The organism is Endozoicomonas atrinae (genome assembly GCF_001647025.1).
GTDB lineage: Bacteria > Pseudomonadota > Gammaproteobacteria > Pseudomonadales > Endozoicomonadaceae > Endozoicomonas > Endozoicomonas atrinae.
The window spans coordinates 1-15,580 of sequence record NZ_LUKQ02000009.1; the positions used below are offsets into that span (position 1 = coordinate 1).

Consider the following 15,580-nt stretch of genomic DNA (forward strand, 5'->3'; position numbering starts at 1 on the left):
GCGTCATTCGTAAGGCGATCAAGAACCGGAAGATTTTTCGGACTGATGAGTCAGTCATGAAGGTAATCTATCTGGCCATGGAAAAAGCTTCCGAGAAATGGACCATGCCGATCAGGAACTGGAAAGCAGCCATGAACCGGTTTGAAATTATGTTTCCTGACCGGTTCAAGGAGTAATAGTTTTGGTGGCGTTTACACAGAATTATTTACAGGCTCCTGGAAGTTTCTTTAATTCGAGAAAAACAAACCAAATTGACTGATTATTATTCAAATTATCTTTTATGAATAAATTTCGCACATCAAGTGTGATCAAATTTAATATAAAAGATCTGAATTGATCACAATTAAACCATTGCATTGATCAAAAAAGTTTAATTACGATCGAATGATGATTCAGATCAAGGAAGGCAACCAACACCAATATAATAATTAAACTCTCCTGACCGTTTTCACAGGCATATGACATGACCCCCAATGTAAATCCTCTGCCTCCTTGCCCCAAGGAATATGATCAGAGTATTTTTGAATCACATCTTCCAAAAGTCATTTCAGCATTAAAGCGTAATATTCCTCGCATTGGCGATCGGCAGCCTATGATTGGAACTCAGGATTTGAAATGGCAGTATTGCAAGGAATGGAACTGGGTATCAGGGTTTTGGGCAGGTCAATTATGGCTTGCTCATAAAGTGTCTTCCGAGCAGGTCTTCAAAAATGCTGCTCGCCTTCAAAATAATTACATGAAAAACACTCTGGCATTAAGAATGGAGCACAACCATGACCTTGGTTTTGTTTTTTCCCTGAGTTGTGTTGCTGATTACAAATTAACCGGAAGCAGTGAAGCTCGAACAATGGCTCTTACTGCAGCCGACAGCCTGCTTGGCCGTTACAGACGGATAGGTAAATACTTTGTTGCCTGGAATGAAGATATGATTGTTACTCCGGGCAATGTGACTGGCAGGGTAATTATTGATTCTCTGCAAAATATGGCCCTTCTTTTCTGGGCATCCGAACAAACCGGTAACCCTGTCTATAAAGAATGTGCAATTGCTCACGCAGATACTTTATCGAAAACAGTCGTTAGAGAAGATTATACCGTTTATCACACATTCAACTTCGACCCGTTTACTCAGGAACCTGTTGGTGGTGAAAACTTTCAGGGCTATGCCGATGAGTCCTGCTGGTCAAGGGGAATGGCCTGGGCTCTTCACGGTTATGCCCAGATTTATGAGTACTCTAAAGAAGCTCGCCATTTAGCAATTGCCAAAAATCTGGCAAGTGTCGTAGCCAGTCAACTGGAGAAAGACCCCGTTCCAGTCTGGGATTACTTACTACCTGAGCATGAAACACCCTACCGGGACAGCTCCGCAGGTTCCTGCACGGCTTCGGGTCTTTTTCTTATTGCCGAACATTGTGATTGTGCGGATGAAGCGGAACGCTTCAGAAAATGGGGACGATACCTGCTGGGTGGACTGATCGAACAATGCGATCTCAGCGAAAACCCGAACGCCTGGGGACTGCTCGATGAAGGAGCAGCATTTGTCCATAAAGGACGCTCGAGAAATATGCTGCCCTACGGTGACTATTACTATATGGAAGCGCTGATGCGTGCCTGCGGCTATCACCATTTCTTCTGGTAAGCCAGTTAACTACTCAAATCCTTAAAAAATAAAGACCGGATAAGAACGCCTCAACGCGGGAAGCAATTATGATTACTTCATACGACATAGGCGCAATTGCATTCTATTTCATTTTGATGATTGGAGTGACATTTGCATTTCGCAAGCAAATAACAGACACCAGTGAGTATTTCCGTGGAGGCGGTAAAATGCTCTGGTGGATGTGTGGCTCCAGTGCCTTTATGAGCACCTTCAGCGCCTGGACTTTTTCTGGCGCGGCAGGTAAAGCCTATGTCGATGGATTAACCGTTGTATTTATCATGCTGTTCAATGCGGCAGCCTATTTGATCTGTGCATTGGTGGTTGCTCATCGATTCCGTCAGTTGAGAGTGATTACTCCTGTACAGGCGATCCGTCAGCGCTTTGGTAAAACCTCTGAACAGGTATTCACCTGGTTCAAAATTGTTTCCGCGTTAAATACCGGTGCTCTGGCACTGATTGCTGTATCGGTTTTCATGTCTGCAGTGATCGGTGTTGATCAGAATATGACCATCATCGGTACCGGGGCCGTCATTATTTTCATGACGTTTCTTGGTGGATCCTGGGCAGTTATTGCCAGTGACTTTCTGCAGGCTCTGTTGATCATCGCTGTCAGTATTGTGACCTTTATTTACGCCTACAACGAATCTGGTGGTTTTCTCGAAGTAGCCCGTAACTTCCCGGCCGAAAGCTTCATTATGGGCGATGGAATAACCTACACAGAAATTTTCCTGCTCTGGGTTGGTGCCATCTTTCTGCAGCGTGTGATTGGGGTAAACAGCCTGAGTCAGTCTATTCGCTTTCTCTCTGCAAAAGACTCCATTCATGCCAGAAAAGCGGCCATGCTAGCTGCAGTCTTATTCCTGTTTGGGGCTGTTGTGTGGTTCTTCCCTCCGATTTTTGCCGCCACCACATTCACCAACCTGCCTGAACTTTACCCCACTCTATCTGATGCCAATGACGCCTCTTACCTTGCGGTCGTTCAAAATCTGCTGCCCGCTGGTATGGTTGGCCTGGTACTTGCTGCCATGTTTGCTGCAACAATGTCGTCACTGGACTCACAGATCAATGGCTGCAGCGCCACGATCGTCAAGAATTTCTATGTCCCAATCATGCGTCCGGATTCCAATGAAACAGAGCAGCTGGCAGTCAGCCGAATTGTGACGATTGTCTTTGGTATCGGCATTATTTTATTGGCTCTCTTCTTCAATCAACTCAAAGGCATCAGTCTGTTCCAATTAATGGTCACTTCTATGGCCCTGGTACACATGCCAATGTTTGTTCCACAATTGTTTGGTATTTTTGTCAGAAAGACACCCGACTGGGCAGCCTGGGCAACCCTGATCTTTGGTGTTGTGGTCAGTATTGTCAGCAGTAGCTTTATCAATGCCCAGTGGTTCTCGGATGTGCTGGGCATCACCTACAGCAGCCGGGAAATGGCAGACCTTGGAGTGGTTATTCCACAGCTGGCCCACGGGATTCTGACCGTTGGATTCTTCTTTGCTACAGGCCTCTTTTATAAAGAACCTGTAGGAGTAAGAAAGCAGGAGCTTGAAACATTCTTCACCAACGTTTCCACCCCTGTGGTTGCACCAGAAGGCTCTTCCCCAGAAGATAATATGCAACGTAAATACCTGGGTATCATGTCAATGATTTTTGGCGGCGGAGTCTTGGCTATGGGGCTTCTACCAGGTGTCACCATGACGGCCTTCCTGATTACAGGTGGCTTTATGCTTCTCGTTGGCTACCTGCTGTTCAAATCCAGCAGGCTTCCTACCACTGTTTCAACACCGATATTGGAAACAGCCTAAAAGCCGCTCATAAAACAGGATAATAAATTAAATCTATTCAGGGTTATTGGATTTATTCCAATAACCCTGAATGAACATCAGAAAACCATTACAACCGACTGAAAATATCATTTCTGATTATTTTTTAGCAACGTTACCGGCCACTTACCGTTAAATTTTACCCAAAAAAACAGGCAAAAATCAGATTCATTACCTTATTAGCAGGTACTGCATTCTGCTGACTTAATTACCGACTGGCAATATTGAGTTGAATCTGAAACCAACCCTGTGAATTTAAATATGCCATCAAAACATATGGCCCACCCAAAAAATATAGCGATGAAATTTTATTAACTGTGCATATGATCATTGATGTTTAATAAGGAAAAGTGAATGGACATTAATACCGCAATTATTCTTGCCTATTTCATCCTGTTAATAGCAATAGGATGGATATTCAGAACATTCAATACCAATACCAGTGACTATTTCAGGGCTGGAGGAGGTGCCCTGTGGTGGATGGTAGGCGCAACTGCATTCATGACGCAGTTCAGTGCATGGACGTTCACCGGAGCTGCAGGTAAAGCCTATCTTGATGGTTTTCCGATTGCATTGATGTTTACCGGAAATGCTGTTGGTTACCTTTTAGCTTACATGTACTTTGCCGCTAAATTCAGACAGCTCAGGATTGTAACCGTAATGGAAGGCGTTCGGATGCGATTTGGCAGAGCGAGTGAACAGGTATTTACCTGGGGAGGATTACCGAACCAGTTGCTTTCCGGGGGAATCTGGCTGAACGGTCTGGCAATAGTTATTGCCGTTGTTTTTGATATTGATATGGAGACCACAATTATTCTGACAGGCCTAGTCGTACTGGTCATGTCGGTAACGGGTGGTTCCTGGGCAGTTATTGCTTCTGATTACCTGCAGATGGTGATCATTATGGTGGTGTGCGTAATCTGCTCAGCCGTAGCGGTCGTGCAAGGTGGCGGGGTGAGCGAAATTGTTGCTAACTTCCCGGTAGATGACAACGGATCGTTTATTTCTGGCAACAATCTGAATTACCTGGGCATTTTCAGCATCTGGGTTGTATGTATCTTTTTCAACCAGTCCATCATGTTGAATAACATGACCAATGCCCATCGCTATCTTTCTGCAAAAGATTCAATCAGTGCAAAAAATGCAGCATTACTGGCCTTTGGACTTATGTTTGCGGGCATTTTCATCTGGTTCACACCCAGCTGGTTTATTGCCGGTCAGGGGGTTGATCTGTATGGCGTTTATCCCGAGTATGGAAATAAGGCAATAGATTACGCTTATATCTATTTTGTTAAAGAGTATATGCCTGCAGGTATGCTTGGATTAATGGTTGCTGCAATTTTTGCTTCCACCATGTCATCCATGGATACCGGGTTGAACAAAAGTGCGGGTATTTTTGTCAGAAGCTTTTACCTGCCAATCCTGCGACCAGATGCCACCGAAAAGGAACTGCTGACGGTTTCAAAAATAGCCTCTACGGTCTGCGGCCTGATTATTATTGCCGTAGCTTTGTTCATGCACTCATTGAAGCATATGGATCTCTTTAATATCACCATGACCGTTGCTTCCCTGATTGCATTCCCAACCGCTATTGCTCCATTACTGGGTATGTTTATCAAGAACACTCCGGACTGGTCAGCATGGGCAACGTTAGCCGTTGGAGCCGTTGTTTCTTACATTGTTGGTTTCGTATTAACACCTGCTGATATTGAGCAGTGGTTCAGTCTGGGTACATTAACTGCTCGTGAATGGGCAGACATTAAAGTAATTGCGGGTGTTCTGGGACATCTCGTCATTACTGGCGGATTCTTTGTATCAACCACCCTCTTCTATAAGCCTCTTTCCAGTGAACGTCAGAAAGAAGTTGGGGAGTTTTTCCATAACCTGGCAACACCTGTTGTTAATAACTCAGAACAACAGGGGGATCTTGATAAAAAACAGAAAAATATCATCGGAAAACTGATGATTCTGTCAGGTGGCCTGATTGCATTGATGAGCATCATTCCTAATGAAGCCTGGGGCAGGCTGACTTACCTTTCGGGAGGACTGGTAGTTCTTGCGGTGGGTTACTTGATGATGGCCAGAATGAAAAAATCAGTCCAGCCTGATTTTTCAGTAGCCAGAAATTAATAACCAGAAACCTACATTGGTAGGGTTACCATAACAGGCCTGTTAACAACGTTAGTGGGCCTGCAAAGTAAAGACTCCTCTGCTTAATCAGGAATGAGTATGGGAAATATGTATGGTTTCGACATTGGTGGAACCAAAATTGAGTTTGCCGTTTTCAATGACAAACTGGAGGCTCTTTATACCCAAAGGGCTCCAACCCCACGAGATGATTACACCCAGTTTATACAGGTGCTAACGGAATTTATTCATACTTATGATGTAAAAAGCAATATCACAGGTACTGTGGGCATAGGGTTACCGGGACAGCAGACTCCTGATGGCATGACCCGATGCAATAATATTCCCTGTATTGATGGCAGCTATCTTCAGGCTGATCTCGAAAAGCTACTTGGCCGCCCCATTAAAATTGCCAATGATGCCAATTGCTTTGCCCTGTCTGAGGCCTGTGAAAAAAACCTTATAGGGGCAAGTTCAGTTCTGGCCCTGATCCTTGGTACAGGCTTTGGTGCCGGCTTAGTTATCAATGGACGACTTTATGCGGGCCATAATGGAGCAGGCCTTGAGGTCGGACATACAAGGCTTCCTTGGGATGCTCAAGAATTGCTTGGTAATGACTTTCCATTAGTTTCCTGCCGGTGTGGAAGGGTTGGATGTCTGGATCATTACCTTTCGGGCCGTGGTTACGCAGACTTGTACAATCAAAACCATAACACTTGCCAAAATCACTATATCAGCGCAGAGGAAATTACCACCCGATATTATCAGGGAGAACCGGAAGCAATATTACATACCAATAGATATCTTGAGCTGCTGGCAACCTGTATCTCTGGTTTCGTTTCCATACTCGATCCTGAAGTGATTATTTTTGGCGGTGGGCTCTCTAATTTCAATGCGATTTACGACCGCTTGCCAGCATTGCTTGATAAGCACGCATTAAATGGCAGCCCCCCCCCTCTATTCGAAAAGCTGCGTTTGGTGATTCAGGAGGAGTCAGAGGCGCCGCATTATTAAACGCCTCTTCTGCACGTTCATAAAACAGCCTTCCAACTCAGTGAATCCAGCATGACGAAAGGTTCAATTCAGGATTTATGTTGTTAACAGCTGCACCATATCATCAGCCTGATACTTGCTCAGGTGAACAGGACATAAAATGAAAGAAGGTCAAATAACCCGAAGAACATTCTTGCATGCGACCGCTCTTGCTGGAGCAGCAATGACTGTTGGCTGTAGCAGTGCCTCAGTATTGAATACTGAAAACCGTTTGAAAACATCGGAAATGAAGGACAATAAGAAGGCGTTTGATAAACCCAACATCGTGATCATAACCTGCGACCAGCTAGCCTGTGACGCAATTGGCGCAAACGGCAATGAATATGTGAATACACCGGGTATTGATCATATATTTGCAAACGGCACTTCTTTTGATAAGACCTACACACCTTATCCATTGTGTACACCGGCAAGAGCCAGTTTTTGGACCGGTCAGCTACCGCACCAGACCAAAATAACCTCAAACCTGAGCACCATGATGCATAACCGCACCATCACCATCGGTTCAATCTTCAGTGAAGTGGGCTATGACACTTATCATGTTGGTAAGACCCATGATGCGGGTTCTTTAAGAGGATTTACTGTTGAGAGAGATAACCTGCGCATAGCGTCAAATCCATCTCCTGCTTACCCGGAGCATTTCCAGTCAGAGGAGGATCGGGTCACCATTCAAAAGGCCAGAGAGTTTCTGACGAAAGAACACGATAAGCCGTTCCTGCTTGCCGTAGAGTTTAATAACCCACACAACATTAATAACTGGATTGGTGAGTTTCAGGGTAAACACGGTGATATTGAAGGGATGGCAGGCCCTCTGCCGCCACTGCGCGCCAACTATAAAAACGATGATATTCAGAACCGTCCGGAAGCCATACGATATGCCTGTTGTCTGCAAGTTCGCCAGGAGCAGGTATCAGAATGGGACGATAGAAACTACCGGCAATACCTGAATGCCTATTATCATTACACGAACATGGCTGATGACCTGGTCGGTCAGGTTCTGTTGGCAATTGAGCACTCTGATGCGAGGGATAATACTCTGGTTGTGTTTATGTCTGACCACGGCGATGGCATGGGCAGTCATAAGCTCGTTGCCAAATCGAGTAACTTTTATGATGAAGCAGCAAGGGTTCCATTCGTGCTGATGGGAAAAGGCATTCCTGCAGGCAAGCGTATCAATAGCCTGACGGGACTTTGTGATCTACTGCCAACGCTCTGTCACTATGCTGACATTGAAATTCCAAAACCCAGAACGGAAAGAGAGGTCATCTTTGGCAAAAGCATGCTGCCACTACTGTCCAGCAATAAACCGATCCATGAGTATATGGTGTCTCAGTGGTACACCCAGTTAAATAATAATTTTGTACCATCAAGGATGTTCAGAACTGAAGATTATAAATATACCCACTACCTGAATGATGGCGGCGAAGAACTTTATGATATGGCGAATGACCCAGGCGAACTAACGAATCTGGCCAGAAAACCAGAATATGCTGAAACGCTCAAGTGGATAAGGAAAGAGTTTCATCATTATCTGGAAACAACAGACGATCATTACTTCAATGAGAAATTTTCCTTTCAAGAGTCCTATAGAAAACATCAGGAAGGCTTTAGAAATCACACCACTTAAACAAAAGCACTCATTCACTTATGATTTTCTTCAAAAAGGATTTCTCCAGTAGCAAGTATCCGAATCGGTTTCTACCTGAATGAAGAACAGTTTCTGGATATTTAAGAGAAAGCAGCCCGTCTGGGGAAAAACCAGACAGGCTATTCTCATGATCAGGATAACGAGCTGGACAACATCATCAATGCACTGACAGTAATCAAGCCCAGGGTAATGCGATGCAACATGGAATCAGACAGCACCTTAACAAGTCGCCCTGCGATGGGAACACCGATCATGGAGCCAGCAATAAGAAGCACGGCCGTCGTCATATCCGCCTGCCCTCCTTCACTGTAGTTCAGTGCAGACAGACCCGAAAGCAACAGAGCGATTACAATAGAGGAGCCAACCGCCTGCTTTATATTTACCTGTAGTAAAACCGTCAGAATAGGCAATAGCAGCACACCACCGCCAACTCCTGTAGCACCTATGACAACACCAGACCCCATACCAGCAAGCAGGGGTCGCCAGATGGCGTTATTTCGTAATTGAACAGATGCCTCTTCGCACTCTTTACTGTTGTTATTTTTTCTGGACTTGAAATCCTTATACACCATACTGACGAGTGAGAGGATAATGGCTGCAAAGACCATAAAATCCACAGCCCCATTAATGAAAATCGAAGTTTCCGGGTTCTGTGATAAACCAACAATCCAATCTGTAGTTAAGAATGTTGCGGGTGTTGCACCAGCTAGCATTAGCCCACTTTCCTTCCAGCTGATATTTCCCATACGAATATGTATGGCAGCAGCATTGATTTTCATTAGAAAGGCACAAAGACTGGCTGTACCAACGGCCAGCACCGGATTCATACCAAACACACCCCGTAATAGGGGAATCATTAATACTCCACCACCAACACCGGTCATTCCCAATGCAAGACCAATCAGGCAGCCAATCAATAGCGTAAAGCTCAGCTCAGTCACACTGAGTGTTAAAATATTTTCCAGAGGAATCCAGTTAAGGAGGCCGTCCATTGTTTATTCCAGAGATGATATATTTAGAAAATTATTTGGCCATGGCAGGAATAAACTACATTGGATGTATAAAAATCTTTATGACCATAATCATAAAGATAATCTCAAGAAACTATTGATGAAATTATGATCAAAGCAGGAAACCAGTGCTTAAAGTACAGGATCAATTATTTATTGCTGTAATGGTCATTTCCCTGCGGCTAAACAATGTCAATTCCTGAATAAAGAAAGTCTCAGCAAAAATATCAGGCTGTACTCTACATATCCCTGGTTTGGTTATTAGTTGTACTGAGTAGTGCGTTATCTTCGGATAGTCATTAACAACAGCATTGAATTATCTTTGGCATGAAAAATAGTGAACCAATATTCTTTAAGCCATGAAAGGCTGGGAAATATTTGATCATTTACTGTACGATATTGGTTGTTTAGTTTATGAATAGTGCATGCAACATAATCACGGAAAAAAAAGAGATACATACACTGCTGCAACTTATTCAGAAATATGGGCATGAAAAAGAATATAGCCAAGGGCAGTTTATTTACAGAGAGGGAGAGAAGCCATCAGGATTTTACTACATAAAATCCGGTCTGGTTGGGCTTAACAAGCTATCATGGAACGGAAAGCAGCGCCTGTTACGAGTGTACTCCGAACAAAGTTTCTTTGGTTACCGCTCTCTTCTTGGACAGGACCATTACTATGGCTCAGCTATTGTACTTAAGCCCTGTCGCGTTTTATTTTTTCCGTTTAACAGCATCGAAGCCATTCAGGAAAAAGTACCGGATGTTTTTCGCTTTTTCGCATCATTCCTGTGTGCAGAGCTAAAGGATGCTGAGCTCCGAATATTCCGATCCTCTTCTGTAAAAATGAAAGACCGGGTTATTGACTCTCTTATATACCTGAACAATTTTCATGGTCACTATTCGTGGACCTACAGGGAGGTTGGTGAATTTTGCGGGGGAGAAACTGAGACAGTGATCAGAATCTGTAATCAATTGAAAAAATCAGGCGCATTGAAGAAGGAAAGCCGGCACTGGAAAATTATTGATGAGAAAAAGCTGCTGGAATCCAAAGAAAGCAACTAACAAAACATTGCTTTGCCTATCTTACGATAGGCTCAACCATAGAAAGCTAACCAGTAGATAAACACACTATTTCTATTTTTTCACTAGCCCTCTCGACAACTTATCAAACTTGTCATTATAGGGGGGTAGCATACCACTCACTTTGGGAAGGTTAAGAAAGCCCTGTTTGAATACGGATTTGGCATGACTGAATGTCTTGAATCCTTCCCAGCCATGAATCTGCCCCATGCCACTCTTGCCAACGCCGCCAAAAGGAAGATCATCACAGGCGTAATGTACGGCAATGTCATTGATCGTCATGGCGCCCGCCATGGTGTTGTTTATCAGTTTACGCTGTACTGCCTTGCTATTACTGAACAGATAGAGCGCAAGAGGGTTTGGGCGGTTATTAATATCAGCGATACAGTCATCAAATGCCTGGTAGCTCCGAAGACAGAGAATGGGGCCAAACAGCTCCTCCTGCATAACCAGCATGTCTTCTGAAGGATTGATCACCAGATGCAGAGGAATTTTCTGTCCCGACGTGTGTGCCCACTCTGACTGAGTTGGATCCAGAGAGATAACCTTCGCACCTTTGTCCTTCGCATCATCAAGATACCTGTTGATGCGGTCAAAATGCCGCTCATTAATGACAGAGACAAAGTCTGGATTATCCTGAACTGTCGGGTAGAGTTTGCTGATCACCTGGCGGCACTTATCCACAAACACATCCAGGGATTCTTCAGGAACAAAACAGAAATCCGGGCTGATGCAGATTTGCCCCGCATTCATCGCCTTGGCTGCCATTAACTTGTCCGCAGCATCATCCAAGTCATAGTCATCAGCAATGATCACCGGAGACTTGCCACCCAGCTCCAGCGTTACTGGTGTCAGATTGGCCGCTGCTGATGCCATGACTTTTGCACCCACTGCCGTGCTGCCGGTAAAAATCAAATGGTCGAATGGGAGCTGACTGAAAGCGGCTCCGGTTTCAGCATCACCATTAATAACAACCACTTCTTCATCAAAAAAAAATTCTGAGATCAGCTTTTCCAGCAATTCAGAGGTGTGCGGAGTGAATTCTGAAGGCTTTATCATTGCCCGGTTACCAGCCGCCAGAACATCGGCCAGCTGGGAAAAAATGGGATTCACCGGTACATTCCACGGCGTCATGATGCCAATGACGCCTTTTGGCTGGTAGTGAATCTCACTGCGGGCACCGATCAAATTCATGGGAAAGGGCGCTGAACGCCGTTCAACCTTCATCCACTGCTTGAGTCTCTTTTTGGTAAATTTCAGAGACTGCAGTGAAACGAACAGATCGGACATGCGGGTGACATGAGCAGAGCGGCAGCCAAAGTCTCTATTTACTGCCTCACAAATCTCATCCTGGTGGGTAACCAGCAGGTCAATGCAGCGATCCAGCCGTTTAATTCGTGTTTCATAATCGGGATAAGGTATCGCTGAGTGAGCAAGACGCTGCTTATTTAATAACGCCGTCAGCTTTTCAGTCGGCACAGGGTAAACCGACTGGGGCGATTTTGACTCTATGGGCACAACTTCAGCAGAGGCTAACATCTTATTTACCTTTTTATTTTTTGCCAAAGATTACCCTCTTGCTAACTATTATCGAAATTTATTTTATGAATAAGGAGCCATTCACACATTGAATGAGAAGTCATTCTTTGTCGTTTATCTGGTAAATTGGAGAATCAAACGCCTCTATTTAGACGAAAGAAAAAGAATAATGAACAGTCCAACGGTTACCGAAGCATTACAGACAAGAAAATCAATCCGGGCATTCAACAGGCAGCCAGTTGAACTGTCAGTTGTTCAGGAAATTCTCGAATTGGCAGCGCTGTCCCCTTCTGGTGGTAATGTACAACCATGGAAAGTGGATGTGTTGACGGGAAATGCACTCAGAGAGCTTACCCAGAAAGTTCAAATCGCGGTACAGAGTAGCAGAGGAAAAACGGAGCCGGAATTCCCAACCTATCCTGAAAACATGGTGGATCCATATAACAACCGGCGTAAAGACTGCGGTGAAGTCATGTACGAAGCGTTGAACATTCCCCGGGAAGACAAAATGCAGCGCATGATGCAGACCTTGAGAAACTTTGAGTTCTTCGGAGCTCCAGTAGGCATCATCATCACTGCCCACCAGCAGATGGGCATGCCACAGGCGATGGACATTGGAATCTTTATGCAGAGTATTATGCTTCTGGCCAGTGAGCGAGGTCTGGATACCTGCCCTCAAGTCAGCTGGAGTATATTCCCGCAGCCAGTAAAGGAGTATTTAGGATTAGGTGATGATAGGAAAGTAATGGCTGGAATGTGCCTGGGTTATAAAAATAATGACGAGGCGGTGAATAATATCAGCCAACCCCGTGCCACCCTCAACGAGTTTGCTTCATTTCACGGATTCTGAACGTCCATTAAAAAATCCCCGCTTGCGGGGATCCAAACCAGTTTAACGCTCAGGAAGAGTCAATTTACTCACCAACCCATTCAGGCTGACGTTTCTGGGCAAAAGCCTTAATGCCTTCAAGAATATCGCGACTGGTTCGCATGCTCTCTAATGCAGGGTACCGATTTTGATCCTGGCCTTTAATAGCCTCAGCCATATCCATATCCAGCCCTTCACGAACACATTGTTTCGTGGCCTGCATTGCCAGTGGTGCGGGCTTCAGCAAACGATGAATCCAGCGCTCTACCGCATCATCCAGCCCCTCTGCCGGCACCACTTCATTAACCAGCCCCCAGTCCAACGCGGTACTTGCATCAATGGTTTCACAGGCCAGCAGTAACTGCATGGCTCGCTTCATTCCAATCTGGCGAGGCAGACGATGCATGCCACCAGCATAGGCAACAATGCCCACCATGGGCTCTGGCAGACCGAAAGTCGCATGTTCTACTGCAATGACCAGGTCTGCAGCCAGGGCAATTTCAAAACCACCACCCATGGCGAGACCATTCACTACCGCCAGCACCGGTTTATCCAGATCAAAACGGCTAGTCAATCCACCGTACCCGGTTTCAGGTACTTTATAGGGTTCCCCCCCGTCTGCCGCGTTATTCATGGCCTGAATATCACCACCGGCAGAAAATGCTCTGTTGCCACTACCCCGGATCACCGCAAGCCAGAGCGAGTCATCCGCCGCATAGCGATCCATGGCTTCCGCCATCAGCCGGTTCGTTTCAGTATCAATGGCATTCATCCGTTCGGGACGGTTGATCGTGATATACAACACTCGTCCATTGACATGGGTAAGGACTTTTTTATTGTTCTTATTGGACTCTGACATATCTTTTATATCATCCCTGTTAATCAGGCGAATTGCCCAGGAGCCTGTACGGAAATAGTGTCACTCTCCGAAGACTTCCTGGACTTAAGAATCATATCTGCGGCTTTTTCCGCAATCATAATGGTGGGAGCATTGGTATTACCGGATGTCAGGCTTGGCATCACAGAAGCATCTGCAACCCTCAGACCTGTCACTCCACGCACGTGCAGTTCTGGATCAACCACTGAGTCTGAGCCACTCCCCATACGACAGGTACCAACCGGATGATGAGCAGTGGTTCCAGCCCACCGGGCATAATCCAGCATCTGGGTTTCTGTAGCCTGATCACTGCCCGGCAGGCGCTCACTGGCCACCAGTGAGGATAGAGCTGGCTGCGACACAACCGCTCTGGCAATATGCATACCGGCCAGGGTTACCTCTACATCTCGATCAGTAGACAGATAGTTCAGATCAAACTGTGGCGCTGAATGTGGATCTTTATCCTGCAGGTAAACCCTTCCCCTCGACTCGGGATGCATAAAATACGGAGCCAGAGTCAGCCCTGCCTGTTTATGGGCCGTTTTACCACCCGGGTGGCCGGTCACGGGCAAGCAGTGAAACTGAATATCGGGCCGTTCGACATCGGGTGAAGACTTTAGAAATGCCCCTACTTCAGAGCCAGGTAATGTCATTGCGCCTTTTTTACTGAACAGGTAATGCAATACTTCTTTTACGATGCGTGGTGGATGCAGGCGCTCATTTAAGCTGGCAACGCCCTTGTTGAGTATCCACATCATGGGAACGATAAAATGATCCTGAAGATTAGCCCCGACCATTGGGCTATCGCTGATCACCGGGATATTCATTTCTTCAAGGTGCTGACGTGGACCAATACCCGAACGCAACAAAATACGGGGAGAGTCCATGGCACCCGCACAAAGAACGGCTTCTCTGCGAATAAATACTTGATGCTGTTTTTTATTAATGAAATATGTGACCGAATGCGCCTTACCTTCCTGGATATCGACCCGATCAACAATTGCTCCGGAAATAATATCAAGGTTCTTCCGTTCTTTTACCGGCTCAAGAAAGGCCTTGTTTGTGGATAAACGGGACCCTTCACGCATGGTAACCTGAAAGTATCCACAACCTTCCTGCATCCCATCATTAAAATCACTGGTTCGTGAATAACCTGTCTGGGCAAAGGCTCTGATAACGTCTTCACTCAGTGGGTGTGAATCTGGCAGATCAGTAACGGTCAGCTCACCACCACGGCTATGGATCGGCGAAACGCCTTTGTGCAGCTGATCCTGGGAGCGAAGAAAGTACGGCAACACCTGACTCCAGGACCAGCCGGTTGCACCCTGCTTCTCCCAGAGATCATAGTCATGGCTCTGGCCTCTTAAATACAGCATGCCATTAATATTGGAAGAGCCCCCCAGCATACGACCACGGGGTAACAGGTGGGAGCGGTTGTTGGTCTCCTTATCCGGCTCAGAGTTGTACAGCCAGCTGTAACGGGGATTATCGGTAATTTTCCCCCAACCTGCCGGCATATCAGTCATCAAGTCTTCTTTTTTGGTTCCTGCTTCCAGGAGTAAAACCCGGTTATCCGAATCCGTACTGAGTCGATTTGCAAGAACACAACCCGCAGAGCCACCACCAATAATAATATAGTCGTATACATTACCTTCGTCGTTTTTATTCATTTACGAATAACTCCCGATGGTGGCATTTCGTTATTAACCCACCAATAAGTCGTGCCATTAATTTGAAACTTACAAAAGAAATGGTAATTCCATGATTCAAAGCGGAATTATTTTTTAGTCAGGGGTATTTTCTTATTTGAGTATGTTGCTCTTGGAAAAACACCAACATCATCCGTATGGACTAAAAAGCAATTGCATAAGAAGTGTGAATGACAGCCTATT

At 45.5% G+C, this 15,580-nt stretch carries 11 protein-coding genes and 1 pseudogene; 8 read left to right on the top strand and 4 right to left on the bottom strand.

The window, feature by feature from the left end; genetic code table 11:
• From AK963_RS31755 to AK963_RS02455, 6 genes and pseudogenes are all read left to right on the top strand, one after another.
• Nucleotides 1-176: pseudogene (locus tag AK963_RS31755) on the top strand (IS256 family transposase); the annotation flags it as partial.
• 287 nt (nucleotides 177-463) lie between these two features.
• Nucleotides 464-1,636: a glycoside hydrolase family 88 protein gene (locus AK963_RS02435; RefSeq protein WP_066013840.1), complete on the top strand. Its 1,173-nt coding sequence runs from the start codon at nucleotides 464-466 to the stop codon at nucleotides 1,634-1,636.
• Nucleotides 1,637-1,704: 68 nt separating this feature from the next.
• A complete protein-coding gene (locus AK963_RS02440; protein WP_066013841.1) occupies nucleotides 1,705-3,465 on the top strand; it encodes a sodium:solute symporter family transporter in 1,761 nt (586 codons plus the stop codon).
• Nucleotides 3,466-3,837: 372 nt separating this feature from the next.
• Entirely contained in the window at nucleotides 3,838-5,613 is a 1,776-nt protein-coding gene (locus AK963_RS02445) for a sodium:solute symporter family transporter (protein ID WP_066013842.1), read from the top strand.
• Nucleotides 5,614-5,712: 99 nt separating this feature from the next.
• Nucleotides 5,713-6,624, top strand: coding sequence for an ROK family protein (locus tag AK963_RS02450; RefSeq protein ID WP_238593623.1), 912 nt, complete (start codon nucleotides 5,713-5,715; stop codon nucleotides 6,622-6,624).
• A 139-nt stretch (nucleotides 6,625-6,763) separates the two neighbouring features.
• Complete coding sequence (locus AK963_RS02455) at nucleotides 6,764-8,290, top strand: sulfatase-like hydrolase/transferase (protein ID WP_083232406.1); 1,527 nt, start codon at nucleotides 6,764-6,766, stop codon at nucleotides 8,288-8,290.
• A 152-nt stretch (nucleotides 8,291-8,442) separates the two neighbouring features.
• On the opposite strand, the gene AK963_RS02460 is transcribed toward AK963_RS02455, so the two are convergent.
• Nucleotides 8,443-9,303 carry a sulfite exporter TauE/SafE family protein gene (locus tag AK963_RS02460; protein ID WP_066013843.1) on the bottom strand — a complete coding sequence of 287 codons (861 nt, stop codon included), beginning with the start codon at nucleotides 9,301-9,303 and terminating at the stop codon, nucleotides 8,443-8,445.
• Between the two features lie 432 nt (nucleotides 9,304-9,735).
• Here AK963_RS02460 and AK963_RS02465 point away from each other — a divergent pair, with 432 nt between their 5' ends.
• Entirely contained in the window at nucleotides 9,736-10,386 is a 651-nt protein-coding gene (locus AK963_RS02465) for a Crp/Fnr family transcriptional regulator (RefSeq protein ID WP_066013845.1), read from the top strand.
• A 72-nt stretch (nucleotides 10,387-10,458) separates the two neighbouring features.
• Here the strand turns inward: AK963_RS02465 and AK963_RS02470 are convergent, their stop codons facing one another.
• On the bottom strand, nucleotides 10,459-11,943 hold the full coding sequence (locus tag AK963_RS02470) for a coniferyl aldehyde dehydrogenase (protein ID WP_066013847.1): 1,485 nt from the start codon (nucleotides 11,941-11,943) through the stop codon (nucleotides 10,459-10,461).
• A 169-nt stretch (nucleotides 11,944-12,112) separates the two neighbouring features.
• Here AK963_RS02470 and AK963_RS02475 point away from each other — a divergent pair, with 169 nt between their 5' ends.
• Nucleotides 12,113-12,793 (top strand): nitroreductase, encoded by a 681-nt coding sequence (locus AK963_RS02475; protein ID WP_066013849.1) that lies wholly within the window; start codon nucleotides 12,113-12,115, stop codon nucleotides 12,791-12,793.
• A gap of 64 nt (nucleotides 12,794-12,857) precedes the next feature.
• On the opposite strand, the gene AK963_RS02480 is transcribed toward AK963_RS02475, so the two are convergent.
• Both AK963_RS02480 and AK963_RS02485 read right to left on the bottom strand, forming a co-directional pair.
• On the bottom strand, nucleotides 12,858-13,670 hold the full coding sequence (locus AK963_RS02480) for an enoyl-CoA hydratase-related protein (RefSeq protein ID WP_066013850.1): 813 nt from the start codon (nucleotides 13,668-13,670) through the stop codon (nucleotides 12,858-12,860).
• Between the two features lie 23 nt (nucleotides 13,671-13,693).
• Nucleotides 13,694-15,358 (bottom strand): GMC family oxidoreductase, encoded by a 1,665-nt coding sequence (locus tag AK963_RS02485; RefSeq protein WP_066013852.1) that lies wholly within the window; start codon nucleotides 15,356-15,358, stop codon nucleotides 13,694-13,696.
• Nucleotides 15,359-15,580 lie beyond the last annotated feature (222 nt).